Origin of the sequence: Myxococcus guangdongensis, from assembly GCF_024198255.1 — a bacterium.
Taxonomy (GTDB): domain Bacteria; phylum Myxococcota; class Myxococcia; order Myxococcales; family Myxococcaceae; genus Myxococcus; species Myxococcus guangdongensis.
This window is the reverse complement of record NZ_JAJVKW010000004.1, coordinates 307,322-331,356: the sequence shown is the minus strand read 5'-3', so window position 1 is coordinate 331,356 and position 24,035 is coordinate 307,322. Positions and strand designations below refer to the sequence as shown.

Below are 24,035 nucleotides of genomic sequence, written 5' to 3'. Positions count from 1 at the left end.
GAGCGTCAGCCTCGAGCCAGCCGCGCGCTCACGAAGGTCCGTCGTGAGCGCGCCGTTGCTTCATCACTCCCGGTTGGCGGTCTTGATGACGGGCAGCTTGGGCGCCCGGCCATAGAGCAACTGGTAGGTGTTGTACGAGCGCAGCACGCGCTTGATGTAGCCGCGCGTCTCGGAGATGGGGATCTCCTCCACCCACGCATCCAGCGGGAGGTCCGGCTTGTCCGCGCGCCAGCGGTTCACCGCGCCCGGCCCCGCGTTGTAGCTGCCCACCGCGTACGGCGTGTGGCCACCGAACTTCTTGAGCAGCCCCCCCAGGTAATGCGCGCCGAAGCGGATGTTGAGGTCCGGCTGGAGCAGTTGGTCCACCGTGAAGCGCTTGAGCTTCAGCTCCCGCGCCACACCCTTCGCGGTGGACGGCATGAGCTGCGTGAGGCCCAGTGCGCCGGCCCATGACAGCGCCTTCGGGTCCAACGCGCTCTCCTCGCGCATCAACGCCTGGAGCAGGTCCGCCTCCACGCCCGACACCGCCGTGTGCTTCTCGATGAGGTCGCGGAACGCGTTGGGATACGCCACCTCCCACACCACGCGCGTCTCGCGGGTGATGCGGCCACTCAAATCCTTGCGCAGCGCCAGCCGAGCCACCGCGTGCGCGGCGCGCTCGTCGCCCGCCTCGTGCAGCACGAGCACCAACAGTCGGATGGCCTCCGCGGGCTGGTTCGTCCGGCTCACCGCGAGCAGCTCCGACGACACCGCCTCCGGGAAGCCCAGGCGCAACAGCTCCACGCCCGCGCGGAAGTGCGGGTCCTCCCCCACCGGCCCCGCGAACAGCGGCCAGGGGCTCGCGGCCTCCGGTACCGCGAAGATCTCCGGGGAGATGCGCTCCAGTCGCTGCGGGTCCACGGAGGACAGCTGCGAGCGCGCCATCAGCCCGTAGTACGTCGCCGGGTGCTCGACGGAGATCTTCTCGAACAGCTCCGCCGCGCCCTGGATGTTGCCCTGGTCCTGGAATGTCCGAGCCCGCCAGTACCGCGCGCGCTCCACGTCGTAGCTCTCGTCCGCCTGCGCGAAGCGCTGCTCGATGCGGTCCAGGAACGACAGGCCCGCGTCCTCCACCTTGCTCGTGCGCGCGATCCAGTAGGCCTTGAAGAGCGCCTCGCCCAGGAAGTCCCCCTGGGGATACAGCCGCGCCAGCTCGTCCAGCCGCGCCATCGCCTCCTTGGGACGACCCGTCTTCACGTACAGGTCCGCCGCGTAGAAGAGCGCGTCGTCCGCGAAGCTGTGGTCCGGGAACTCGCGCGCCAGCCGCTCGTACGTCTCCGTGCCGCGCGACGAGTCGACGATGGAGCGCGACGAGCCGAGCACGTACAGCGCTCGCGCCAGGAGGTCGCGGTCCGTGCACTTCTCCACGACGGGCGACAGCATCTGGATGGCGCGCGTGTGCTCACGCTCCTTGCGCAGCCCCTTGCCGTAGGAGAAGTGCGCCCGACACGCGAGCGCGTCCGGGAGCTTCAGCTGCGTGAGCATCGGCTCCAGCTGCGCCAGGCCCTGCTTGTTGCGGTGCAGCTCCACCAGCGCCTCGCCGCGAGCCACCCGGGCCTCCAGCGGCGCCGTCTGACCCTTGAGCCGCTTGTCCGCCTGGACCGCCAGCGGCGACAACGGATGCGCGCCCCACAGACGCCACAGCGCCGCGCGCTCGGCGGCCTTGTCCTTCTTCTCCGCGGCGATGTCCGCGATGGCCATCAGCGCCTCGGCGCCCACGTTGCGCCCCCAGCTGGGCGCCGCGCGCGAGGTGAGCGGCTCCAGCGCCGCCATGGCCCCATCCGCGTCCTTCTTCTTGCGCAGCACCCGCGACAGCGCCAGCCGCGCGTCCACGTAGAGCCGGGACTCGGGCGGCACCTGGGCCAGCTGCACGGCGGCCTCGTCGTAGCGGCGCAGCCCCTCCAGCGCCACGCCCGAGTGCGTCAGGCAGCGGTCCCTCAGCGCGGGGTAGTCCGGCGCCAGGGCGGCCAGCTCCTTCGCGGCGGTCTCCTCGTCCCCCGAGCGCAGCGCGGCCAGGGCGCGCAGGTAGCGCACCGGCGCGCTGTCACCCTCGTCCTTCAAGAGCTCGCGGGCGCGGGCGAAGTGCCCCTTGTCGAAGGCCGCGCGGGCCTCCTTCTTCTTGCCCTCGCCGAAGTACGGCGACAGGTCCTCCAGCGCGTAGCGGCGGCCCCGGTGGACGACGGGTGCGGGCGGCGCGGCGTTGGGGAAGGCCGGGTTGAACACCTCCACGAAGCCCGGCGGCAGCGGCGCCTTCTCCGCGTCCGGCGGCGGCGAGAGCTGCGCCTCCGGGGGCGCGTTCTCGGTGTGGGTCGTGGGGGCCTCGGAGGCCTCCGTCCCGGAGGGAGCCTGGGACGAGGGAGCCTGCGCGGACAGCATGAGCGCGGAGGCGATGACGGCGAGCTTGGGCAGGAAGGGCTTCATACGCGGGGCTGGGGAGCCTGGGAGTTGGGCGCGGGCTCGCCCCAGGACAACCGGGGGTGCATGGAAAATTTCCGGAGGCTGTCACAGGTTAGACTGTCCGCCCGCCCATGGACATCCGGACTCAGAGCGCGCTGCTGGCATCCATCATCGGCCTCGCCCTTGGCGTGTCCATGTTGCTGCGGCCGGCCAGGCCCAAGGTGCTCACCCTGTACTCCGTCTTCGCCCTGACGGTGGCCGGGTACTACCTCTCGTTCTTCTTCCACAGCCTCTTCCCCGAGGTGACGTACCCCTGGGCGCACCGCATCACCCTGGGCATCACCGTCCTGGTCGCCTCGCTCATCCCGGGCGCCGCCGTGGGGTTCTTCCTCGAGTTCTTGGATGTCAGCAAGGGAACACACCTCGTCGGCCGCCGGCTCGCCCTCCTGTCGGTCTTCCTGGGCCTGGCCGTGGCGGTCACCCCCCTGGCCGACAAGCTGTGGGCCCGGGTGGCCATGGGCGTCTGGGTGCACGGCTCCCTGCTCGCCTCGGTGTCGTTGCTGCTCCACCGGGTGCGCAGCAACGACTCGCGCATCGAGCAGCTGAGGCTGATGTACCTGGCCATCGGCGCGGCGGCGGGCATCCTGTTCTCCGCGCTGGACTTCATCGGCCGCTCGGTGCCGTTGCCGACGCTGGGGCCGGTCTTCACGACGCTGTACCTGTTCTTCCTCGCGCAGACGCTGCTGCGGCTGCGGCTGATGGACCTGCACGAGCTGCTCGGGAAGATCGCCTCGCAGACGGTGCTGGCGGTGATTCTCGCGGCCGTCTTCACGGTGCTGACGGCGTGGGTGGACGAGGACACGGGCCTGTTCCTGTTCAACACGGTGGTGGCGGCGTTCGTCATCCTCATCCTGTTGGACCCGCTGCGAACGAAGGTGGAGGAGATGGTGGTGCGCATCTTCTTCCGCGAGCGCTTCGCGCTGCTGGACGCGCTGGGGACCTTGCGCGCGCGGATGGCGAACGTCATCGACATCTCCGAGCTGGCCACGCTGGTGCTGGACACGCTGCACGAGACGGGGCGCGTGACGCACTCGTCGGTGTACCTGCTCGCGGAGGACCGGCCCGGTTACCGGCTGCTCGACTCACGCGGTCCGTTGCCAGCGACGTTCCTGGACACGGCGGCGGCGCGCGGCCTGCTGTTCGCGGTGGCGAGCGGTCAGAAGGCGGTGCTGCTGGAGAACGTGGAGCGCCGGGGCGCGACGATGCGGCTCCAGTCGGTGGAGGGGCGCCGGTACCGCGACGAGCTCAAGCGGTTGAACGACACGCGCGCGGCGCTGGTGCAGATGCGCGCGGGCATCAGCGTGCCGCTGGTGGGCAATGACCGGGTCATCGGCTTCCTGAACCTGTGGGACGAGCGGGTGCCGGAGGCGTACGCGTCCGACGAGATCGCCCTCATCCTGGAGGTCGCGGAGAAGCTGGCGACGGTGCTGGAGAACTCCAAGCTCTACGAGAAGATTCGGGAGCGGGACCGCCTGGCGGCGCTGGGTGAGATGGCTGCGGGTCTGGCGCATGAGATTCGCAATCCGCTGGGTGCCATCAAGGGCGCGGCGCAGTGCCTGGACCCTCGGCGGCTGCCGGGCGAGGACGGCGAGTTCCTGGAGGTCATCGTCGAGGAGGTCAACCGGCTCAACGGCGTGGTGACGGCGTTCCTCGACTACGCGCGGCCGATGAAGCAGAGCTTCGGACCCACGGACTTGAACGAGGTGGTCACGCGCACCATGCGCCTCATCCAGAACGACGTGCCGTCGAGCGTCGCGCTGGCGGTGGAGTTGGATTTGCAGCTCCCGCGAGTGGACGGAGACGCGGAGCAGCTCAAGCAGGTGCTCATCAACCTGGTGCAGAACGCGGTGCAGGCGCTGGACACGCGCGAGGGGCGAATCACGGTGCGCACGGAGCGGCCGGAGCGCTTCGGTGAATTCCGCAACGCGGGCGGCGAGCTGCTGGAGGTGCGCGTCTCAGACAACGGCCCGGGCATTCCTCCGGACCAGCAGCCACACATCTTCGTGCCGTTCTTCACGACGAAGCAGAAGGGCACGGGGCTGGGGCTCGCCATCTGTCAGCGCATCGTGAAGAACCACGGAGGCAGCATCTCCGTGCAGAGCAAGGCGGGCGAAGGCACGACGTTCATCATCCGCATGCCCGCACTGCCGGTGGAGAAGCCCGTGGAGGGGTTGCCAGAAGGAACGGGCACGCCGCCTCCGGCCACGCGCATCTCCCAGTCGATTCCCGTGCCGGAGGAGCTGCGCGAGCCCCCCAAGCCGCCCTCCCCCGCCCCGCGCGCCAGCAAACGCGAGAGGAAGCGCAAGGCGGGCTGAGGCTTACGACCGCGCTGTCCTCGATGGGCGACGCGGCCCGCGCGTTCCTGAAGCGCGCGGACTCTTTATTCGACGACGGCTCAGCCCAACGACGCCGTCGCCTCCGCCAGCTTCTCCTGCGCCGTCTCCCAGCGCGCGTAGAGGTCCTCCAGCGACTCCTTGCCCGCGCGGTGCGCATCCATCAGCGGCTTGGCGCGCGCGAAGTCGTTGTAGAGCACGGGGTCCGCGAGCTGCGCCTCGCGCTCCTTCTGCTCCGCCTCCACCTTGGCGATCTGCTCCTCCAGCTTGGCGATCTCCTTCTTGAGCGGCCCCTCCACCACGCTGCGTCGCTGGCGCGCCTCGGCCTCCAGCCGCTTGCGGTCCTTCTCCGACACGGGACCCGAGGCAGCCTTGTCACCTCCGCGTGACACGCCGCCCGCCGCCGCCTCCGCCTCCAGTCGCTGCTGCTCCTGGTGGTACAGGTAGTCATCCAGGTTGCCCGGGTGCGGGGTCAGCTTGCCCTCCGCCACCTCCCAGACGTGCGACGACAGCCCGTTGATGAAGCTGCGGTTGTGGCTGACGAACAGCAGCGTGCCGCCGTAGCCCTTGAGCGCTTCAATCAGCATCTCGGACGAGTCCAGGTCCAGGTGGTTGGTGGGCTCGTCCATCAAGAGGAAGTTGGAGGGGACCAGGAGCAGCTTGGCCAGCGCCACGCGCGCGCGCTCACCACCGCTGAGCACGCCGATGGGCTTGTCGACGTCGTCCCCACTGAAGAGGAACGCGCCCAGCACGCCGCGCACGTAGCTCTCCGGCTTGTCCGCCGCCAGGGGCCGCACCTCCTCGATGATGGTGTTCGACCGGTCGAGCTTGTCCGCGTGGTGCTGCGCGTAATAGCCCACCACCACGTTGTGCCCGAGCGTCACCGTGCCCGTGTCCGGCGCCAGCTCCCCCGCCACCATCTTCAGGAGCGTCGTCTTGCCCGCGCCGTTGGCGCCCACCACGGCGATGCGCTGCCCGCGCTCCACCCGCCCCGTGAGGCCGTCGTACACCGTCTGCGCGCCGTACTTCTTGGTGATGTGCTCCAGCGTCACCACGTCCCGGCCGCTCCGGTCCACCTCCGGGAAGCGGAAGCGCATCGTCGAGCGCTCCTCCAGGACGTGCACCTTCTCCAGCTTCTCCAACATCTTCGCGCGGCTCTGCGCCTGCTTCGCCTTGGTGGCCTTGGCGCCGAAGCGATCGATGAAGCCCTGCAGCTCCGCGCGCCGCGCCTCGACCTTCTCGGCGCGCGCCTTCAGGAGCTCCTTCTCCTCCGCGCGCAGGCGCTTGTAGTCGTCGTAGTTGCCCGCATACTCGCGCACGCCCTCCAGCTCCAGCGACACCACCCGGTCGATCTGCCGGTTGAGGAAGTCGCGGTCGTGGGAGATGAGCACCAGCGCCTTGTTCGAGCGGCGCAGGAAGCCGTCGAACCACGCCAGCGTGGGCACGTCCAGGTGGTTGGTGGGCTCGTCGAGCAGCAACAGGTCCGGGTCCTGGAGGAGCAGGCCCGCCAGCGCCGCGCGCATCCGCCAGCCGCCCGACAGCGCGGAGGTGGGCTTGGCCAGGTCCATGTCCCGGAAGCCCAGGCCCTTCAGGATGCGCTCGGCGTGGTGCTTCCCGAAGCGGTTCTCGAAGTCGTCCAGCTCCGCGTGCAGGTCGGCCAGGGACTGGGCCAGCTCGAGCTGCTCCTCCTCGTCCGTGGCCGCCGAGAGCGCCTCCTCGGTGTCCTTCAGGCGCACCTCCAGCGAGTCGCGCCCGGGGACGGTGCTCATCACCGCCTCCACCACGGTGCCCTCCGGCAGGCCGGCGATCTCCTGGGGCAGATACCCCCACCGCGCGCGGCGCCGATACGTCAAGGACCCCGAATCCGGCTGGAGCACCCCGGCCAGAATCTTCATCAGGGTGCTCTTCCCAGTCCCGTTGGCCCCCACGAGGCCTACACGGTCCTTGGGGCCGAGGGTGAAGTTGTCGCTGTCGAAGAGGACCTTCTTCCCATAGGAGAGGCTGAGGTCCTGGGCGATGACGAGGCTCATGGCGGCCGGGGATGTAACAGCCTCCGGCCCCTCGGGAAATGGCGCAGATGCCTGCCCGGAGGCCCTGCGGCCCAACGCCCCCTTTCCGGACCTGCCCGGGGCCTGCCTATACTCCGGCCCCACATGGCTGCCCCCTGTCCCCATTGCGGAAGCACCGACGGCGTCGACCACCTCTGCGCAGGCCAGAGCCTCCAGCTCATCGGCCAGGTGCTCGATGGCCGCTACAAGATTGAGAGCGTGCTCGGCCAGGGCGGCATGGGCATGGTGTTCCGCGCCACGCAGACGTCGGTGCAGCGCCCCGTCGCCGTCAAGACGCTCAACCCGTCGCTCGCCGCGGCGCCCCAGTTCTTCGAGCGCTTCCGCCGAGAGGCGGAGATCGCCAGCCGCCTGCGTCACCCGAACGTCATCACCATCTTCGACTTCGGCCGCGCCCCCGACGGCACCTGCTACTACGTGATGGAGCTGCTCCAGGGCGAAAGCCTCAAGGAGGTCGTCAAGCGCGAGGGGCCCATGTCCCTGCGCCGCGCGACGAGCCTCCTGGAGCAGGCCACCCAGGGCCTCGCGCACGCGCACGCCGAGGGCTGCGTCCATCGCGATTTGAAGCCCCACAACATCATGGTGCAGGACCTGGCCGGACGGGACTTCGTCAAGGTGCTGGACTTCGGTCTGGTCAAGGCGCTCGAGGCCGAGGAGGAGGAGCAGCTCACCTCCACGGGCCAGGTGCTGGGCACGCCCCAGTACATGCCGCCGGAGCAGGCCGGCGGTGAGTCCGTGGACCAGCGCTCGGACCTGTACTCGATGGCGGGCGTGCTCTACTTCTGCCTCACGGGCAGCTCGCCGTTCGGCGCGAACACCGTGCGCAAGGCGCTCACCGCGTCGCTCACGCAGCAGGTGCCCGCCGTCAACACCAAGCGCCAGGGCGCCCCCGTTCCTCCCGCGCTGGACGCGTTCTTCAGGAAGGCGCTCGCGCCCGAGAAGGACGACCGCTACCAGAACGCTCAGGAGTTCATCGACGCGATGATGGACTCGGTCGCGGACGCGACACCCGAGCAGTTCGACGCGATGCCCAGCGGCGGCTCCGCCTCCGGAGTCAACGAGCGCGGCAGCGGCAGCCGGGCCAGCAGCCGCGCCGGACGGCCCTCCCCGGGCAGCGGCAGTGGCGTGCGTTCGCGCGCCGGCGGAGCACCGGGCCGAGGCTCCACGCCGTCCAACGTCGTCATCGCCCGCAGTCAGGCGGGGGTGCCCGGAGGCAGCGGCTCATCCCCAAGTCGCGTCCGCCAGGGCCCGCCGCGCCCCGCGCCGGTCCAGGCCCCACCTCCCGACGAGGAGGCCTTCGCCCCGGAGGGCATGTCCACGGGCAAGAAGGCGGCCCTCGTCGTGGTGCCGTTGCTCCTGCTCGGCATCGCCGCCGCGGTGGTCATCGGAGGCCAGGGTGGCTCCAAGACGCCCGCCACGCAGGTCGTCGAGGTCCCCAGGGATCGTCCCACGAGCCCCACGACGACGACCAACACGCCGCCGCCCCAGGCCGCGGCCCAGTCCATCCGGGTGAAGTTCAACTCGTCGCCGGATGGCGCCGCCATCTTCGAGGGCGAGGAGCAGATCGGCACCACGCCCATCGAGTTGATGCTCCCGCGCGACAAGTCGCACCAGCTCACCTTCCGGCTGGCGAACCACAAGCCGGAGGAGCGCTCGCTCAACTTCAGCCGCGTCGCCGGAGACAGCCAGACGGTGGACGTGTCGCTGGAGCCCATCCGCGCCGCCACGCCGCCCAAGCCGCGCCCCACCCGGCCAGCCAACCCCGGGCAGGAGATCAACGTCTTCGAGTGAAGCGTCGCGGGCTCCCCGTCACGTCACGGGGAGTCACGCCTCACGACGGGGTCCTCAGACGAGCCGGCCCAGCTTCGGCAGCACCTCACCGCTCTTGCCCTGGACGAAGTGCTCGAAGCTGGAGGCGTTCTCCGACGCATCCAGGTTGATGAGCCACGTCTCGCCGCCCGCGGCCCGCACGTTGTCCACCATGCCCGCCGCCGGATAGACAGCGCCGGACGTGCCGGCCGCGAGGAAGACGAGGCGCCCGCCCGAGCGCATCGCCTTCACCGCGAAGGACTCGATGCGCGTGAGGTCATCGGGGTCCAGGTGCTCCCCGAACCAGACGATGTGGGGTCGGAGCAGTGCGCCACAGTCCTTGCAGCCGGGCACGGTGCCGGAGGCGTACACGGTGGTGTCCGGGAAGGGCGCGCGCGTGCAGTCGGGATTGCTGCAGCGGCTGGTGAAGAGGTTGCCGTGCATCTCCACGACGCGTTGGCTGCCGGCGCGTCGGTGCAGGCCATCCACGTTCTGCGTGGCCAGGAGGAAGCGGTCTCCCAGGTGGCGCTCCCAGGCGACCAGGGCGTCGTGGCCCGGGTTCGGCGCGACGTCGGCCGCTCCGGCCCGGCGCTGCGAGTAGAAGCGCCACACGCGCAGCGGGTCCTTGGCGAAGCCCTGCGGTGAGGCGACCTCCGTCACGGGCTGGTCCTCCCACAACCCGTTCATTCCTCGGAAGGTGGGCACTCCGCTCTCGGCGGAGACGCCAGCGCCGGTGAGGACGAGCAGCCAGGTATTGGAATCAAGAAGGAGCGTTTCCATGGAGCCTCCTGCACGACAAGGGATTCAGGTTATGAAGCGGGACGTTGACCGCACCCGGGTCTGACTCGTGGGTGCGCAAGCCCTTGGCTCGAGGAGCCCATCATGGCGGAAATCACGCTGAACCTGCGCGCGGTTCCCAAGGCGCAGGCGTACGAGGAGCTTCAGCAGCACGTGAAGGCCGCGCTCGCCGGCATGGATGACCCCATCGCGGGCATGGCGACGATGAGCTGCCTCATCCACCACGCCTTCGGCCACCTGTGGACGGGCTTCTATCGGGTGGTGACGCCGGGCAAGCTGCTCCGCGTGGGCCCCTACCAGGGCACGCTGGGGTGCCTGGAGATCAAGTTCGGCAAGGGCGTGTGCGGCACGGCCGCGGAGAAGGGCGAGACGCAGGTGGTGGAGGACGTGCACGCCTTCCCCGGACACATCGCCTGTGATGCGCGCTCCGCGTCGGAGATTGTGGTGCCCGTGTACGGGAAGAACCGCGAGCTCATCGCCGTGCTGGACATCGACTCCGCGAGCAAGTCCACCTTCGACGAGGTGGACCGCCGCGAGCTCGAGACGATGATGCGCTGGTTCCAGGAGTAGACGACGCGGCCCCCTGGCGCGCGGGCTCAGTCCCCGCGCGCGTAGGCCACGGCGAGCTGTCCGGCGAAGCGGGCGTTGTTGGCGAGCAGCGCGAGGTTGGCCTTGAGCGTCTTGCCCCCCGTGCGATTGCCCAGCTCGCGCAGCAGGAACGGCGTCACGTCCTTGCCACGGATGCCCTGACGCTCCGCCTCCGCGAGCGTGGAGGCGATGTGCAGCTCCACCTCGTGCTTGGGCAGCGCCGTCTCCTCTGGCGGCGGCACGGTGTAGAGCACCCCGCCCTGCCCCAGCGTCTCGAAGCGCGCGCGAGCGATGCGCGCGGCCGTCGCCACATCCCCCACGCTGTGCTCCAGCTGGATGCCGGACTCGCGGCTGTGGAAGGACGGCAGCTCGCGCGTGCCCACGCCGATGACGGGCACGCCCGCGGTCTCCAGGAGCTCCATCGTCTTGGGCAAATCGAGCACGGACTTCGCGCCCGCGCACACCACGGCCACGGGGAAGCGCGCCAGCGCGGCGATGTCCTGCGAGATGTCCCAGTGCTCGGAGGCGCCCCGGTGGACACCGCCGATGCCACCCGTGGAGAAGACGCGGATGCCCGCCGCGGCGGCCAGCTCGCACGTGGCGCTGACGGTGGTGCCGCCGGTGGCGCGCGTGGCCACGGCGATGGCCAGGTCACGAGAGCCGAGCTTCAGCAGCTTCTCCTTGCCCTCCGCGAGCCGACGCAGCTGCGCGTCCTCGAGGCCGATGTACACCTGACCGTCGACCACGGCGGTGGCGGCGGGCACGGCGCCGGCGCGGCGGATGGCCTCCTCGCACGCCCGGGCGGCGGCGAGGTTGTCCGGATAGGGAAGCCCCTGAGCCACCACACTCGTCTCGAGCGCGACGACGGGCTGGCGCGAGTCGAGGGCGCGACGCACCTCGTCCGAAAAGCGTAGGTCCATGACGCGCGGTTAAGCCATGGCTGTCGTTGGGGCACAAGCGAGGCGCGCGCTGAAACGTCGGCTTGCGCGCGGGAGTGTCGGGCCTTATTCCCTCGCGCGCCGTGTCCACGACTGTCGCCAGCGCTCCCGCCGCGCCGTCTCGCGCCTTCTCCGCGAACGACCTGGCCATCCTGTGCGTCGTCGTTGTCTGGGGCACCAACTACACGGTGGTGAAGGAAGCGCTGGGCACGATTCCGCCGCTGGCCTTCATGGCGGTGCGCTTCGCCATCGCCTCGGTGGCCATGGCCGCGCTGCTGCTGGTGGTGGAGGGCTGGAAGCCGGTGAGTCGGCCAGTGTTCCTCAAGCTCGCGGCGCTGGGGCTGGTGGGGAACACGCTGTACCAGCTGTGCTTCATCCTGGGCCTGGCGAACACGACGGCGGCGAACAGTGGGCTGTTGACGGCCGTGACGCCGGTGCTGGTGGCCGCGTTGGGCGCGGCGCTGGGCGTGGAGCGTCCGGGCCGTCCGCTGGTGATGGGCATGTCGCTGGCGGTGGTGGGCATGTTGCTGGTGGTCGCCGCGCGAGGCCCATCACTGGGCACCAGCACGCGCCTGGGCGACGGGCTCATCCTGGGGGCGTGCGCGTGCTGGGCGCTCTACACGGTGGGCATCCGCTCGGTGGGCAACGAGGTGTCGGCGCTGCGCATCACCGCCATCACCATGCTGACGGGGGCGCCGGGCGTGGTGCTCGCGGGAGTGCCGGAGGTGCTCGCGCTGGACGTGGGGAGCATCGGCTTCGGGGCATGGGCCGGAGTGGTGTACTCGGCGCTGATACCGCTGGTGCTCAGCTACTTCATCTGGGGCCGCACCGTGCAGCAGGTCGGCAGCGCCCGCGCGTCGCTCTACAACACGGGCGTGCCGGTGGTCGCGGCGCTCACGGCGTGGGGCGTGCGCGGCGAGCGGCCCACGTGGCTCCAGGCCCTGGGCGCGGCGCTCATCCTCGGGGGCGTGCTGCTCAGCCGCAGGAAGTGAGCGGACGGACGCCGCGAGCGTCGTGCGTCCGTTCCCTCGGCGCGGCCGAGGCACCTTCGAGTTCGAGACGCAGGCAGGTGCGCCGCGGACGCTCGACCCCATCGCGGCGCTCGGGCCGTTGAGGGGGCCACCGCATCGAGGAAAAACGGGCTACGTCCTCGCCTCGCTGCCCAGCTTCGCGAAGAGACCCTTCTCATCGAGGAGTGACAGCTCGGAGACGGAAAGCGGTGCCTGCCGTCAGCGCCCGTCCTCGCTTCGCTGCCCGCTCATCGCGAAGAGGCCCTTCGGCATCGAGGAGTGACAGCTCGGAGACGGAAAGCGGTGCCTGTTTGTCAGCGCCCGTCCTCGCCTCGCTGCCCGCTCATCGCGAAGAGGCCCTTCGGCATCGAGGGGTGACAGCTCGGAGACGGAAAGCGGTGCCTGCCGTCAGCGCCCGTCCTCGCCTCGCCGCCCGCGCTCCACCGCCAGGCCGTACTCTTCAATCTTCTTGTCCAGCGTGGGCCGGCTGATGCCCAGCAGCGCCGCGGCGCGCACCTTCTTGCCGCCCGCCTCACGGAGCGCCTCCGCGATGGCGTCGCGCTCGAGCCTCCCGACACGCGCCTGGAGCGTCTGCGCATCACTCGCCGCCGCGCCCTGCTGCACCTCGGGAGGCAGGTGCAGCGCCCCCACGCGAGCTCCCGCGTACAGCAACCCCAGCCGCTCCCCCACGAGCTCCAGCTCGCGAACGTTGTGAGGCCATGGATAGTCCGTCAGCAGCCGCCGCGCATCGGGTCCCAGCGTCGGAGGCTCCCGGCGCACCCGACGCGACGCGCGCGCCAGGAATCCCTCGAGCAGCGCCATCACATCCGCCCGTCGCTCCCGCAGCGCCGGCACCTCCAGCTCGAAGCCCATCAGCGTCCGGGCCAGGGCCGCGTCCACCTCGCCCTTGGAGCCCAGCACCGCCACCGGAGCCAACGACGTGACGAGCAGCCGCACGTCCACGGGCTCCTCACCACCCTGCCGTGCGGGAGCCGTCCTCCGGGCCAGCAACCGCACCAGTCGCTCCGCCGTGGCACGCGGCAGCGCCTCGACATGCTGGAGCAGCAGCGAGCCCCGGTCCGCGCGCAGCAGCGCGGACGCCACCGGAGGCTGCCCCGGCGCGCTGGCCCGACCGAAGAGCGCCTCCTCCACGGCATCCTGTGGCAGCCGACAGTCCACCGTCACCAGGGGCTCCAGCGCGCGCGGAGAGCGGGCATGGATGACGCGAGCCAGCAGCGTCTTGCCCGTGCCCGGCTCGCCATGCAGCACCACTGGCGCGGCGCTGTTGGCGGCCCGGCGCGCCGCATCCGCGAGCGCACGCAGCGGCCTGGACGTCCCGAGCAGCACGGGCACCGGCGCCTCCGCCTCCACCCGCGAGCGCACCGCCGTATACGCCTCGCCCCCCAACCGCCCCAGAGCGGCGAGGAGCTGTCCCTCTCCCCCCGTGAACGACGAGTCCGCCCGCGTCGCATAGAGCACGCCGAACGGCTTGCCGCCCGAGGCCACCAGCGGCGCGCACATCTCCGTCTCCGCCTGCACCAACTCCTTGCGGTCCAACGCCACTTGCGCGAGCGAGCGGGGCACGGCCACCGCGTCCGCGCCCGACACCGCCGCGGTGAGCAGCCCCGTATTGCTGCCCAGGAGCGCCGCGGCCCGGTCCGCGCTGAGCGCCCGCGCCGTCTCGTCCGCCAGCCTGCGCAGCACCATGGCCTCGCTGGTGGCCCCCAGGAGCGCGGTGCCTGCGGAGTACAGCGCCGCCGCCGCGCCGACGTGAGGCAGCACCTCCTCGATGGGCACATGCCCCGGCGACGTCGGCCCACCCTCCACCAGCGTCACGGGGGCCGGCTCGAACACGGCCATCGTCGAGCCCACCCGGACGCGGTCCCCTGGCTGCAGCACCACCTGTCCGCTGATGCGAGCGCCGTTGACGAGCGTCCCGTTGCGCGAGTCCAGGTCCGTCAGCCGGACCTGCCCCTCCTGCACGGTGAGCTGGGCATGCTTGCGCGAGACCTGGTCATCCCGCAGGGGGATTTCGCAGGACGGGCTGCGGCCGATGGCCATGTCCGAGAGCACCTCGTAATGGCGCCCCGCGGACGGGCCGGTGAGCAGCAGGAGTGCGGGCATGCGGCGCGCGAGCCTAGCGTCCTGGATGACGCGGGCAAGCGGCGCCGCGTCGCACTACATCGGCCGTTCGGCGTTGAGCAGGGCCCGAATCTCGGCCTCGTCCAGGGCCCGGCCCTCGCGGCTGAGCGCCAGCGCGTTGACCTGGGTCTCCTCGACCTCCACGTGGGCGCCCTTGCGCCACTCCGTGGTGTGCACCGCGCCATCCACCAGCTTGCCCACGAGGCTGCCGTCATCCCGGGCCATCAGCTCCAGCCACAGGTTCTCCACCACCTTGTTCCCATCCGGGTGGGTGTCGAACGGCGCCCGGACGAGGAAGGTGAGCGGCTCCATCAACCCCCGGCGCTGGAAGCGCGCCAGGAACGCGGGCAGCAGCGCCTGGGCCTCGCGGCGCATGGACTCCGTCTGCTCCTCGGGCTCCTGCGAGAAGCGCTCCCGGTAGGGCGCGAGCAGCTGCGACGTGTTGTGTCGCCCCAGGGGCGACACCACCGTGAGGAACAGCCCCTCGTGCCCCTCGAAGGTCTCCAGCGGCACGCCGAGCAGGTTCGCCCGGGCCTCTTCGGAAGGCACCACCATGAAGGCCTGGCCCTCGCTGGTCCCCACCTGCGAGCGCAGCGCCGGCCCCTGCCCGAAGGCCAGGTCCGTACACAGCTCGTGCAGGAAGCTCTCCGCCGGCAGCAGGTCCTGCTCCGCCAGGTGGAAGATCTCCAGATCGCGAGCGCCGAACTTCTCCATCCCGTGAGAGTGCACCCACAGCGGGGTGTCGCCCTCCGTCACCTCCACCGCGTGCAGGTGGACGTGGTCCCGGATGTCGAAGTCCAGCTCGGTGATCTCCACCACGTCCTCGGGCTCGTGGAGCTTGTAGGCCGCCAGGTCCACCAGGACGCCGGGCACATGCTCCAACAGCGTGCGCACCGCCCACAGGGCCTCGAACACCGGCAACGTGGGCTGCGCCCCACCCGGCTCCAGCGACAGGTGGTAGTACGCGCGCGCCTTGCCCAACCGCGCGAAGGCCTCCGGACTGCCGCTGTAAGCGGCCTTGTTGAACTTCGGCAGGCCCTCGGGGCCCACCGTCAGCCGCACCCGCACCTCCGAGCTGTCCGCCCGGAGCACGAACCCCTGGGCATCCTCGTCCGGGGTGAACTCCACCTCATCCGTCGCGAACGAGGCCCGCAGGGCATCCAACGGCACGGGCCCTTCCTGCTCGGTCGCCAGGAGGTAGACCTCCATCACAGGTGCTTCTCGATTTGCTGAAAGAGGTCCACGCGGTCCACCAGATTGGTCAGGTAGTCGAGCTTGTCGGTGGCCAGCACCAGCACTGGAGACAACCGGTAGGCACCGAACCATTCCTCATACAGGGCATTGAGGCGCTGGAGGTAGCGGGTGGGGATGTCCTTCTCCATGGACCTGCCGCGCAGGCGGATGCGCGCTTTGAGCGTGGGGACCGGGCAGCGCAGGTAGATCATCAAGTCGGGAGGCCGCAGCGACTCGGAGAGGGTCTCGTACAGCTCGCAGTACGTCTTCCAGTCCCGCTTGTCGATGAGCCGCTGGCGGTGGAGGTTCTTCGCGAAGATCTCCGCGTCCTCGTAGAGGGTGCGGTCCTGCAACACGGTACCGGTCGTGCGCTCCAACTCCCGGTGGAGGCGGAACTTGTGCGTGAGGAAGAAGAGCTGTGAGCGGAACGCCCACGTCTTCATGTCCTTGTAGAAGTCCGCGAGATAGGGGTTCTGGTCATTGGGCTCGAAGGACGGTGTCAGCCCGTACTTCCGGCACAAGAAGGACGTGAGCTCCGTCTTCCCGGCGCCGATGTTGCCCGCGATGGCGATGAACTTTTTCCTGGCCAAGCCACCCCTGCTTGTAACCCCGGCGAGCGGAGCACACCAGCAACAAGGTACGGAAGGCTCGTGGTAGAAGAAGTGCATGCCCCCGCCCTCACCGTCCCGCCACGTCTCGGGAGCCGCCACCACCCAGGGTGCGGCCGCCCGTCTGGACGTTCGGGACAGGACATCTCGCGGCGGGACTGCCCTCGGGTCCAGGCCTTTGCCTGGGCGTCGAGCCGGCCCCGAGGAGGGGGCCGAGGGATGCGCAAGCTTTTCTGCATGTTGACCGCTGGAGTCTGGACGCTCGTCTGCTTTCCCCTGACCCTCGTCGCGATGCTCGTCACGCTGCGCTCCTCGAGCGCGCTGTGGGTGGTCCGCGAGCTGTGGTCCCCGGTGCTCCTGTGGGCCGGTGGCGCGAAGCTGGAGGTCTCCGGTCAGGAGCACGTGGACCCCAAGCGCCCCACCATCTACGTGGGCAACCACCAGTCCACCATCGACATCCCGGCCCACTTCATGGCGGTGCCGGTGCCCTTCCGCTTCGTGGCCAAGGACCAGCTCAAGTGGGTGCCGCTCATCGGCTGGTACCTGGCGCTGGGAGGCCACGTCTTCATCAACCGCACCAACCGCGCCAAGGCCATCAGCTCGCTGGCGGCGGCGGCGGCCAAGATTCGCGGCGGCACCAGCATCTTCCTCTACCCGGAGGGCACCCGCTCCTCGGACGGCCGCGTGCTGCCCTTCAAGAAGGGCCCCTTCGCGCTCGCGCTCAAGGCGCGCGTCCCCATCTGCCCGGTCACCATCGAGGGCTCCGGAAACCTCATGCCCAAGGACAGCTGGAACATCACCCCCGGCGTCATCCGCGTGAGGGTGGGCAAGCCCATCGACACCACCGTCTTCGCGGAGAATGACCGCGAGGGTCTCGCCCGGGCCGTGCGCGAGGCCATCATCGCGGACAACCTCGAGATGGGCGGCAAGGGCGGCGACCACGAGGACGCCATCGCCTCCGCCGGCCACGAGGGCGTCGGCTCCGCCCACGCCACCCCTACCTCCTGAGATTCGCTCCGTGACGATGACTCCCGCCTTCCGCTTCCGCCCCTGGGCTCGCGCCGCCGTGCTGGGTCTGGGACTCCTCGCCGCTGGCTGCGGCCACACCTCCACCACGAAGACGGGCGCCGCGGTGCCCACCGACGAGCGCTCGCGCGCGCGGGCCTACCTGGAGGAGAACCAGCCCCAGAAGGCCCTCGGGATTCTGGCGGACCTGCATGCCCGGTCCCCCGAGGACGTGGACGTCGCGCGCACGTTGACGGAGGCCCACGTGAAGGCGGGCCGCGCGGACGCGTGGATTCAAGAGCTGCAGGGGCGCATCGCCAAGGGTGAGCGCGCCGTGGACCAGTACATGCTGGGGCTCGCCCTGTTCTCCCGCGCCAGGGACGCCGGCGCCCCGGCCGTGGCCGCCTTCGAGCGCGCCATCACCCTCGCCCCGGACACGGCTGAGTACCACTACCGGCTGGGCGTCGCCCGGCTCGAGTCCGAGCAGTACCCCGCCGCCGTGGAGCCGCTGCGCCGCGCCGCCCTGCTCGCGCCCGAGCGCACCGCGTGGCGGCTGCCCCTGGCCAAGGCGCTGCACCGCACCGGGGACTCCCCAGGCGCGGTGGAGGCGCTGGGCGTCGTGGTGCGAGGCCGCCCCTCGGCCGCGGACGTCGCGACGGCGCGCGCGCTGATGGAGCAGATCAGCGACCCCTTCGGAGGCACCCCCAAGGCGGCCGAGGCCAAACTCGAGGAGGGCCTTCGCTACCTGAACGACTTGGATGCCCCGCAGCACGCCATCCTCGCCTTCGAGGAGGTGCTGCACGACTACCCGGACCTGGCCGTGCTCCACTCGCTGCTGGGCCTGGCCTATCAGCGCCTGGACGACGCGGGCCGCGCGGTGGACGAGTTCAAGCAGGCCATCGAGCGCGCTCCGCGTGACGGGAAGAACCACCTGTACCTGGGCGAGCTCTACGCGGCCCGCCAGCGCCCCGACGCGGCGCGCGGCTCCTTCGAGAGGGCCGTCGCGCTGCACCCCCTCCTGGACGCGGCGTGGTTCCGCCTGGGCGATCTGCACCTGGAGCGGCGGGATTTGCCCGCCGCGCGCGAGGCGTTCACCGTCGCGGTGTCCCTCACGCCCGACTCCCTCCCCGCGCGAGGCAAGCTCGCCCTCGTGTACCAGCTCGAGGCGGACTACCCCGCCGCCGAGCGCGAGCTGCGGTACGTGGTCGAAAAGGACCCGGAGAACGTCGAGTTCACGCTGCGCTTGGGGCTGCTCTTCACCGAGCAGACGCTGAAGTCCACGCGCCCGCAGGCGCGCAAGGCAGCGGCCGCGGAGGCCGAGCGTTGGCTCTCCAAGGTGCTGGAAGCGCAGCCGGAGAACGCGATGGCATCGCGCGCGTTGCAAAGCCTCAAGGGCCAGTAGCCACCAACGGGCCCGGCCCTCTACACTTCGAGCTCCGATGAGCGAAGGTCGCAAGTCTCCGAGCACGGCAGCCCCCACGGGCACTCAGCCGCGCACTCCGACGAATCCGGGCATGCCGCGCACGCCGACGAGCCCGGGCATGCGTGTGATGTCCGCCGCGCGCACCGCGCCGCTGGAGAAGTCGAAGCAGGATGGGCCGCTGGGCAAGCGGCTCGCGGGCGAGGCCTCCAACCAGGCCCTCAACGCGCTCTCCGTCCTCAAGGAGTTCGCGGCCGACTTCAGTCAGCGCGACCGGTTCTTCAAGTACAAGGCCTCCATCGTCGCCGGGTGGCTGGTGATGACGGCGGCCAGCTTCGCCATCGCCTGCCCTGGCAGCTCCATGCAGACGGGTGACATGGACGCGCGCCTGGTGCTCAGCGACAAGCTGGACCGGCCCTCCATCACCATCTGGAACGAGAGCAAGGAGGCGTGGAAGGACGTCACCCTCATCGTCAACGGCCAGTACCGCGCGGCGGTGGCGTCCGTGGGCGCGGGGGAGTTCATGACGATCACGCCCAAGCAGCTCATGGGCACCAGCGGCGCGGCCCCCGCGGACCTGCGCTTCGAGACGCTGGAGATGCGCAGCCACGACGACAGCGCGAACCTCACCGAGGACCTGCGCAACGAGTGGAAGCGCCTGCTGGGCCCCAAGAAGTAGCCCCACGGTCCCCCAGGGGCTCCGCAATAGCGAAGGGCGCCCTCCCCAGCGGGAAGAGCGCCCTCGCGTAGCCTCCGGCCCCTCCTCGCGAAGGGGCGCGGTTGGCAAGCCGTTACTCGGCCTTGGTTTCCTCGGTGGACGCAGGAGCCTCGGCGGCGGGAGCGGCCTTCTTCTCGGGCCGGTCCACCAGCTCCAGCAGGGCCATCTCCGCAGCGTCACCCCGGCGGAAGCCGAGACGAATGATGCGGGTGTAGCCGCCGGGACGCTTGGCGTAGCGATCCTTGTACTCGCTGAAGACCTTCTTCAGCACGTCACGGTCCTTCACGGTCCGGGCCGCCAGGCGCACGTTGGAGAGCCCACCACGCTTACCCAGCGTGATGATGCGCTCCGCCAGCTTCCGGGCCTCCTTGGCCTTGGGCAGCGTGGTGCGGATGGCCTGGTGCTCGAGCAGCGAGGTGACCATGTTGTTCAGCATCGCGAGACGGTGGCTCGTGCTGCGGTGCAGCTTCCTCTGTCCTACCCTATGACGCATCGTCGTGCTCCGGGCTCCCGTGGGAGCCCGCCACTCCGGCCGTATCAGGTACCGGGTGGGAAGGGTGGACCCGACACGGGGTCCACCACTGCTCGTCGAGCCCGGAGGACTTCACCGGGCTCCTTCCCTCCGCGCGCCGCCTACCGCCATGTCGCGGGCGCGCGGGGAAAGTACCACATACCGCGAAAGACTTACGCCTTGGGAGCCGCGGGAGCCGGCGCCTGCTTCGGCGGCCAGTTCTCCAGCTTCATGCCGAGCGACAGGCCCATCTCCGCCAGGATCTCCTTGATCTCCTTGAGCGACTTGCGGCCGAAGTTCTTCGTCTTGAGCATCTCGGCCTCGGTGCGCTGCACCAGGTCGCCGATGGTCTTGATGTTCGCCTGCTGCAGGCAGTTGGCGGAGCGCACCGACAGCTCCAGCTCATCCACCGAGCGGAACAGGTTCTCGTTGAGCTTCGCCTCTTCCTTCGGCGCCTCGGCGATGACCGGCTCCTCGGTCTCGTCGAAGTTCACGAACACGGTCAGCTGCTCCTTGATGATCTTCGCCGCGTACGCCACCGCGTCCTGCGGAGACACCGAGCCGTCCGTCCAGACCTCGAGCGACAGCTTGTCGAAGTCGGTGACCTGACCGACGCGGGCGTTGGTGACCTGGTAGTTCACCTTGCGCGTGGGCGAGAACAGCGAGTCGATGGGGATGGTGCCGATGGGCGCACCCGCCACCTTGTTCGAGTTGGCCGGCACGTAGCCACGGCCGCGGCGGCACGTCAGCTCCATGCGGAGCTTGCCACCCTCGGAGATGGTGCAGATGTGGTGACCGGGGTTGAGGATCTCCACGTCGGCGTCGGCGATGATGTCACCCGCCTTGACCTCCTTGGGGCCCTCCGCCTCGATGCGCAGCGTCTTCGTCTCGTTCGTGTGCATCCGAAGGAGGACTTCCTTCAGGTTCAGCACAACGTCCGTGACGTCCTCGGACACTTCGGCGATGGTGGTGAACTCGTGGTCCACACCCTCGATCTTCACGGAGGTGATCGCCGCGCCCTGCAGCGACGACAGGAGCACCCGGCGCAGCGAGTTGCCCAGCGTCGTGCCGAAACCGCGCTCGAGCGGCTCCGCGACGAACTTGCCGTAGGTGGGCGTCAGGCTGTCCTGGTCCACTTCCATCCGGCGCGGCTTGATGAGGTCACGCCAGTTCTTCGCAACGAACGTATCAGCCATGGTGTACGACTCCTCGAGACGTGCGCCACCACCGACTTACCCACCAGCACGGCGGGAGGATGGCCACGTAGGGGACTGCGATAAAGCACGACGCCCCGGCCTCGTCGGCCAGGGCGCTGGGTTCCACTTCCAGGTGCCAGACTGCACCTGGCGTGGAGGATTACTTCGAGTACAGCTCGACGATGAGCTGCTCCTGGATGGGCATGGTCAGGTCCTCGCGGTTGGGGACCGTGCGAACCGTGCCCTTGAACGACTTCTTGTCCAGGTCGATCCACTGCGGAACGCCACGACGGTCGACCGTCTCCAGCGCCTCCGAGATGCGGAGCACCTTGCGGCTCTTCTCCACCACCTCGACGGCCGTGCCCGGCTTGATGGAGAACGAGGGGATGTTGACCTTGCGGCCGTTCACCTGGAAGTGACCGTGACGCACCAGCTGGCGCGCCTCGTTGCGCGTGTCCGCGAAGCCCATGCGGAACACCACGTTGTCCAGGCGGAGCTCCAGCTGCTGCAGGAGGTTCTCACCCGTCTTGCCCTTGGCGGCGGACGCGCGGTGGTAGTAGCCGCGGAACTGGTTCTCCAGCAGGCCGTACATGCGCTTGACCTTCTGCTTCTCGCGCAGCTGCACGCCGTAACCAGAGAACTTCACGCGGCCCTGGCCGTGCTGGCCGGGGGGATACGGGCGGCGCTCGATGGCACACTTGTCCGTGTAGCAGCGGTCGCCCTTCAGGTACATCTTGAGGTTTTCGCGCCGGCAGATACGGCAAGCGCTCGCGGTATAACGGGCCATGGTCTTGTCCTTGGAGATGATCTGGAGCCGCCCCGGCGCGCGCGAGCACGCGGGGCGACCCGGACGAAGGGTTTAGACGCGACGACGCTTGGGCTGACGGCACCCGTTGTGCGGGATGGGCGTCACGTCGCGGATGAGGTTGATCTTCAGGCCAGCGGCGGCCAGCGCGCGCAGCGCCGACTCACGACCCGCGCCCGGGCCCTTCACGAACACGGACACGTTCTTCAGACCGTGCTCCATCGCCTTCGCGGCGGCGTCGCCAGCGGCCACCTGGGCGGCGAACGGGGTGGACTTGCGGCTTCCCTTGAAGCCACGCGCCCCGGCCGAGGACCAGGAGATCACGTTCCCGGACACGTCCGTGATCGTGATGATGGTGTTGTTGAACGTGGACTGGATGTGGACCACGCCGTTGAGGATGCTCTTCTTGCCCTTGCGCTTGGTCTTCTTCGCGGCAGGGGCCTCGCCCTCGGCACCCGTAGGCGCCGCAGCCGAAGTATTGGTCTCGTCAGCCATGTGAATTGCTGCTCCTGAAAGGTGATCGACGCCGGCGCCTCATGGGCCGGCGCTGCGGTTTACCGAGCCGGAGCCGCCGGCTTCGCCCGGACGATGCCACGCTTCGGACCCTTGCGGGTGCGCGCGTTGGTGTGGGTGCGCTGGCCGCGGACGGGCAGACCCTTGCGGTGACGCAGGCCACGGTAGCAGCCCAGGTCCATCAGGCGCTTGATGTTCATCGTCACTTCACGCCGGAGATCACCCTCGACCTTGTAGCTGGCCTCGATGATCTCGCGGATCTTTCGAGCCTGGTCCTCGGTGAGGTCCTTGGTCCGGGTGGTGGGGTCGATGCCCGCCGCCTCGATGATGTCTTGCGCGGACTTGTTGCCGATCCCGTAGATGTACTGGAGCGAGATCACGGCGCGCTTGTTGGGCGGCAGGTCGATGCCGGCGATACGAGCCATCTTCGGTCTTCCTTCTGGAGTGGAGTTGGTCTGAAGCCAACAGCCTTGCGGCTATCGGCCCTGGCGCTGCTTGTGCCGGGGGTTGGAGGCGCAAATCACGCGCACGATACCCTTGCGGCGGACAACCTTGCACTTGTCGCAGATCTTCTTGACGGACGCCCGAACCTTCATGGAGCGAACTTCCTTCCTTCGAACAGAGAAAAGCCAGCGGGCCACCCACCTTTACCTCGGCGGGCCGCCCTTTTCGTTACTTCGCCCGGTACGTGATCCGTCCACGCGTCAGGTCGTACGGAGACAGCTCGACCTTCACCTTGTCACCGGGAAGGATTCGGATGAAGTGCATCCTCATCTTGCCCGAGATGTGCGCGAGCACCCTGTGGCCGTTGTCCAGCTCCACACGGAACATCGCGTTGGGGAGGGGCTCCATCACCGTCCCCTCGACTTCGATGGAATCATCCTTCGGCAAGCGTCAAACCTCTTCCCGGACCACGAACCTCTTGGAAGCGCGGCGAAGTAGCACTTTGGTCCGCAAGTGGCAAGCGTCCCGCGCAGCAAAACTCGGATTCCTACCAACCCACCGTAACAAGGACCTATTTCACCCGCAGTCCCGGCCGCATCACCGCCCTCGGGTGAGCACCTCGGGCCCCCCATCCGTGATGAGGATGGTGTGCTCGAAATGGGCGGACAACTTCCGGTCCGCCGTCACCGCCGTCCAGTCGTCGTCCAGGATCTCGATGTCCGAGGTCCCCTCGTTCACCATCGGCTCCACCGCGAGCACCATGCCCGCCCGCAGCTTCATCCCCGCCCCCGCCTGCCCGTAATTGGGCACGTGTGGGTGCTCGTGGAGCTTGCGGCCGATCCCATGCCCCGTGAAATCCCGGACCACGGAGAACCCCCGCCCCTCCACGTGCCGCTGGACCGCATGGCCGATGTCCCCCAGCCTGTTACCCGGCTTCATCGCCTGGATGGCCTTCTGGAGCGATTCCCGGGTGGTGTCCACCAGAGACTGCGCCTGCGCGGTCACCTTCCCCACCGGCACCGTCCGCGCCGAGTCCCCGAACCACCCTCGGTACGACACCCCGAAGTCGAGCTTCATCAGGTCGCCTTCGACCAGCTTCCGCTTCCGGCTGGGGATGCCGTGTACCACCTCGTCATTGATGGAGGCGCAGAGCACACACGGGAAGCCGAGGTAGCCCTTGAAGGCTGGCCTGGCGCCCCGCTCCGCGGTCATCTTCTCCGCGAGCGCATCCAGCTCCCAGGTGGTGATGCCCGGCGCCACGGCCTGCTCGAGCGCGTCCAGGATGTCGGCCACGATGCGGCCGGCCTCGCGCATGAGCGCGATCTCCTCCCGGGATTTGATCTCCACCTGGCTCATCGGATTCCCGCGCCGTCCTCACCTGCACGGGACACGGGTGGCCAGC

22 protein-coding genes are annotated in these 24,035 nt (G+C 69.5%); 7 read left to right on the top strand and 15 right to left on the bottom strand.

The features are described from left to right. Window positions 1-63: 63 nt before the first annotated feature. Window positions 64-2,460, bottom strand: coding sequence for a transglycosylase SLT domain-containing protein (locus LXT21_RS14800; protein WP_254038772.1), 2,397 nt, complete (start codon window positions 2,458-2,460; stop codon window positions 64-66). A gap of 107 nt (window positions 2,461-2,567) precedes the next feature. Here LXT21_RS14800 and LXT21_RS14795 point away from each other — a divergent pair, with 107 nt between their 5' ends. After that, window positions 2,568-4,811, top strand: coding sequence for an ATP-binding protein (locus tag LXT21_RS14795; protein WP_254038771.1), 2,244 nt, complete (start codon window positions 2,568-2,570; stop codon window positions 4,809-4,811). Window positions 4,812-4,891: 80 nt separating this feature from the next. Here LXT21_RS14795 and abc-f read toward each other — a convergent pair whose 3' ends face one another. Beyond that, window positions 4,892-6,859, bottom strand: a complete 1,968-nt coding sequence (abc-f, locus tag LXT21_RS14790; protein ID WP_254038770.1) for a ribosomal protection-like ABC-F family protein — start codon at window positions 6,857-6,859, stop codon at window positions 4,892-4,894. 123 nt (window positions 6,860-6,982) lie between these two features. On the opposite strand from abc-f, the gene LXT21_RS14785 reads away from it, so the two are divergent. Further along, the gene (locus LXT21_RS14785) at window positions 6,983-8,686 is read left to right on the top strand and encodes a serine/threonine protein kinase (protein ID WP_254038769.1); all 1,704 of its coding nucleotides are present in this window, start codon (window positions 6,983-6,985) and stop codon (window positions 8,684-8,686) included. A 54-nt stretch (window positions 8,687-8,740) separates the two neighbouring features. On the opposite strand, the gene LXT21_RS14780 is transcribed toward LXT21_RS14785, so the two are convergent. Next, window positions 8,741-9,484, bottom strand: a complete 744-nt coding sequence (locus tag LXT21_RS14780; RefSeq protein ID WP_254038768.1) for an NAD-dependent deacylase — start codon at window positions 9,482-9,484, stop codon at window positions 8,741-8,743. Between the two features lie 102 nt (window positions 9,485-9,586). On the opposite strand from LXT21_RS14780, the gene LXT21_RS14775 reads away from it, so the two are divergent. After that, on the top strand, window positions 9,587-10,072 hold the full coding sequence (locus tag LXT21_RS14775) for a GAF domain-containing protein (protein ID WP_254038767.1): 486 nt from the start codon (window positions 9,587-9,589) through the stop codon (window positions 10,070-10,072). Between the two features lie 26 nt (window positions 10,073-10,098). Here LXT21_RS14775 and LXT21_RS14770 read toward each other — a convergent pair whose 3' ends face one another. Beyond that, window positions 10,099-11,010, bottom strand: a complete 912-nt coding sequence (locus tag LXT21_RS14770; RefSeq protein ID WP_254038766.1) for a pseudouridine-5'-phosphate glycosidase — start codon at window positions 11,008-11,010, stop codon at window positions 10,099-10,101. A gap of 101 nt (window positions 11,011-11,111) precedes the next feature. On the opposite strand from LXT21_RS14770, the gene LXT21_RS14765 reads away from it, so the two are divergent. Continuing rightward, window positions 11,112-12,020 (top strand): DMT family transporter, encoded by a 909-nt coding sequence (locus LXT21_RS14765; RefSeq protein WP_254038765.1) that lies wholly within the window; start codon window positions 11,112-11,114, stop codon window positions 12,018-12,020. 426 nt (window positions 12,021-12,446) lie between these two features. Here the strand turns inward: LXT21_RS14765 and LXT21_RS14755 are convergent, their stop codons facing one another. From LXT21_RS14755 to LXT21_RS14745, 3 genes are read right to left on the bottom strand one after another with little or no spacing between them, the layout of a single operon-like run. Continuing rightward, window positions 12,447-14,162: an FHA domain-containing protein gene (locus LXT21_RS14755; RefSeq protein WP_267145409.1), complete on the bottom strand. Its 1,716-nt coding sequence runs from the start codon at window positions 14,160-14,162 to the stop codon at window positions 12,447-12,449. Between the two features lie 54 nt (window positions 14,163-14,216). Next, window positions 14,217-15,389, bottom strand: coding sequence for a DUF2314 domain-containing protein (locus LXT21_RS14750; RefSeq protein ID WP_254038764.1), 1,173 nt, complete (start codon window positions 15,387-15,389; stop codon window positions 14,217-14,219). Continuing rightward, window positions 15,389-16,003: a deoxynucleoside kinase gene (locus LXT21_RS14745; RefSeq protein ID WP_254038763.1), complete on the bottom strand. Its 615-nt coding sequence runs from the start codon at window positions 16,001-16,003 to the stop codon at window positions 15,389-15,391. Before LXT21_RS14745 ends, LXT21_RS14750 begins: the two co-directional genes overlap by 1 nt. A 237-nt stretch (window positions 16,004-16,240) precedes the next feature. On the opposite strand from LXT21_RS14745, the gene LXT21_RS14740 reads away from it, so the two are divergent. The 3 genes from LXT21_RS14740 (at window position 16,241) to LXT21_RS14730 (ending at window position 19,125) form a co-directional block, all read left to right on the top strand. Beyond that, complete coding sequence (locus LXT21_RS14740) at window positions 16,241-17,029, top strand: lysophospholipid acyltransferase family protein (RefSeq protein ID WP_254038762.1); 789 nt, start codon at window positions 16,241-16,243, stop codon at window positions 17,027-17,029. 16 nt (window positions 17,030-17,045) lie between these two features. Next, window positions 17,046-18,428, top strand: coding sequence for a tetratricopeptide repeat protein (locus LXT21_RS14735; RefSeq protein WP_254039111.1), 1,383 nt, complete (start codon window positions 17,046-17,048; stop codon window positions 18,426-18,428). Between the two features lie 139 nt (window positions 18,429-18,567). Further along, window positions 18,568-19,125 carry a hypothetical protein gene (locus LXT21_RS14730; protein ID WP_254038761.1) on the top strand — a complete coding sequence of 186 codons (558 nt, stop codon included), beginning with the start codon at window positions 18,568-18,570 and terminating at the stop codon, window positions 19,123-19,125. A gap of 112 nt (window positions 19,126-19,237) precedes the next feature. Here LXT21_RS14730 and rplQ read toward each other — a convergent pair whose 3' ends face one another. From rplQ to map, 8 genes are all read right to left on the bottom strand, one after another. Further along, window positions 19,238-19,657, bottom strand: a complete 420-nt coding sequence (gene rplQ, locus LXT21_RS14725) for a 50S ribosomal protein L17 (RefSeq protein ID WP_254038760.1) — start codon at window positions 19,655-19,657, stop codon at window positions 19,238-19,240. A gap of 191 nt (window positions 19,658-19,848) precedes the next feature. After that, window positions 19,849-20,871, bottom strand: a complete 1,023-nt coding sequence (locus tag LXT21_RS14720; RefSeq protein WP_254038759.1) for a DNA-directed RNA polymerase subunit alpha — start codon at window positions 20,869-20,871, stop codon at window positions 19,849-19,851. A gap of 160 nt (window positions 20,872-21,031) precedes the next feature. Continuing rightward, the gene (rpsD, locus tag LXT21_RS14715) at window positions 21,032-21,658 is read right to left on the bottom strand and encodes a 30S ribosomal protein S4 (RefSeq protein ID WP_254038758.1); all 627 of its coding nucleotides are present in this window, start codon (window positions 21,656-21,658) and stop codon (window positions 21,032-21,034) included. Between the two features lie 72 nt (window positions 21,659-21,730). After that, entirely contained in the window at window positions 21,731-22,171 is a 441-nt protein-coding gene (rpsK, locus tag LXT21_RS14710) for a 30S ribosomal protein S11 (RefSeq protein ID WP_046714283.1), read from the bottom strand. A gap of 59 nt (window positions 22,172-22,230) precedes the next feature. Continuing rightward, window positions 22,231-22,614, bottom strand: a complete 384-nt coding sequence (rpsM, locus tag LXT21_RS14705; protein WP_141644008.1) for a 30S ribosomal protein S13 — start codon at window positions 22,612-22,614, stop codon at window positions 22,231-22,233. A 51-nt stretch (window positions 22,615-22,665) separates the two neighbouring features. Then, window positions 22,666-22,785 (bottom strand): 50S ribosomal protein L36, encoded by a 120-nt coding sequence (rpmJ, locus tag LXT21_RS14700; RefSeq protein ID WP_074951669.1) that lies wholly within the window; start codon window positions 22,783-22,785, stop codon window positions 22,666-22,668. A gap of 76 nt (window positions 22,786-22,861) precedes the next feature. Next, window positions 22,862-23,080, bottom strand: a complete 219-nt coding sequence (gene infA / locus LXT21_RS14695; protein WP_046714285.1) for a translation initiation factor IF-1 — start codon at window positions 23,078-23,080, stop codon at window positions 22,862-22,864. 150 nt (window positions 23,081-23,230) lie between these two features. Further along, window positions 23,231-23,989 (bottom strand): type I methionyl aminopeptidase, encoded by a 759-nt coding sequence (gene map / locus LXT21_RS14690; RefSeq protein ID WP_254038757.1) that lies wholly within the window; start codon window positions 23,987-23,989, stop codon window positions 23,231-23,233. Window positions 23,990-24,035: the final 46 nt, after the last annotated feature.

Bases quoted from the DNA above. Each gene is read 5' to 3' on its own strand.
- LXT21_RS14800 (WP_254038772.1), bottom strand. From the start codon at position 2,460: ATGAAGCCCTTCCTGCCCAAGCTCGCCGTCATCGCCTCCGCGCTCATG.
- LXT21_RS14795 (WP_254038771.1), top strand. From the start codon at position 2,568: ATGGACATCCGGACTCAGAGCGCGCTGCTGGCATCCATCATCGGCCTC.
- abc-f (WP_254038770.1), bottom strand. From the start codon at position 6,859: ATGAGCCTCGTCATCGCCCAGGACCTCAGCCTCTCCTATGGGAAGAAG.
- LXT21_RS14785 (WP_254038769.1), top strand. From the start codon at position 6,983: ATGGCTGCCCCCTGTCCCCATTGCGGAAGCACCGACGGCGTCGACCAC.
- LXT21_RS14780 (WP_254038768.1), bottom strand. From the start codon at position 9,484: ATGGAAACGCTCCTTCTTGATTCCAATACCTGGCTGCTCGTCCTCACC.
- LXT21_RS14775 (WP_254038767.1), top strand. From the start codon at position 9,587: ATGGCGGAAATCACGCTGAACCTGCGCGCGGTTCCCAAGGCGCAGGCG.
- LXT21_RS14770 (WP_254038766.1), bottom strand. From the start codon at position 11,010: ATGGACCTACGCTTTTCGGACGAGGTGCGTCGCGCCCTCGACTCGCGC.
- LXT21_RS14755 (WP_267145409.1), bottom strand. From the start codon at position 14,162: ATGCCCGCACTCCTGCTGCTCACCGGCCCGTCCGCGGGGCGCCATTAC.
- LXT21_RS14750 (WP_254038764.1), bottom strand. From the start codon at position 15,389: ATGGAGGTCTACCTCCTGGCGACCGAGCAGGAAGGGCCCGTGCCGTTG.
- LXT21_RS14740 (WP_254038762.1), top strand. From the start codon at position 16,241: ATGCGCAAGCTTTTCTGCATGTTGACCGCTGGAGTCTGGACGCTCGTC.
- LXT21_RS14735 (WP_254039111.1), top strand. From the start codon at position 17,046: ATGACTCCCGCCTTCCGCTTCCGCCCCTGGGCTCGCGCCGCCGTGCTG.
- LXT21_RS14730 (WP_254038761.1), top strand. From the start codon at position 18,568: ATGCGTGTGATGTCCGCCGCGCGCACCGCGCCGCTGGAGAAGTCGAAG.
- rplQ (WP_254038760.1), bottom strand. From the start codon at position 19,657: ATGCGTCATAGGGTAGGACAGAGGAAGCTGCACCGCAGCACGAGCCAC.
- LXT21_RS14720 (WP_254038759.1), bottom strand. From the start codon at position 20,871: ATGGCTGATACGTTCGTTGCGAAGAACTGGCGTGACCTCATCAAGCCG.
- rpsD (WP_254038758.1), bottom strand. From the start codon at position 21,658: ATGGCCCGTTATACCGCGAGCGCTTGCCGTATCTGCCGGCGCGAAAAC.
- rpsK (WP_046714283.1), bottom strand. From the start codon at position 22,171: ATGGCTGACGAGACCAATACTTCGGCTGCGGCGCCTACGGGTGCCGAG.
- rpsM (WP_141644008.1), bottom strand. From the start codon at position 22,614: ATGGCTCGTATCGCCGGCATCGACCTGCCGCCCAACAAGCGCGCCGTG.
- rpmJ (WP_074951669.1), bottom strand. From the start codon at position 22,785: ATGAAGGTTCGGGCGTCCGTCAAGAAGATCTGCGACAAGTGCAAGGTT.
- map (WP_254038757.1), bottom strand. From the start codon at position 23,989: ATGAGCCAGGTGGAGATCAAATCCCGGGAGGAGATCGCGCTCATGCGC.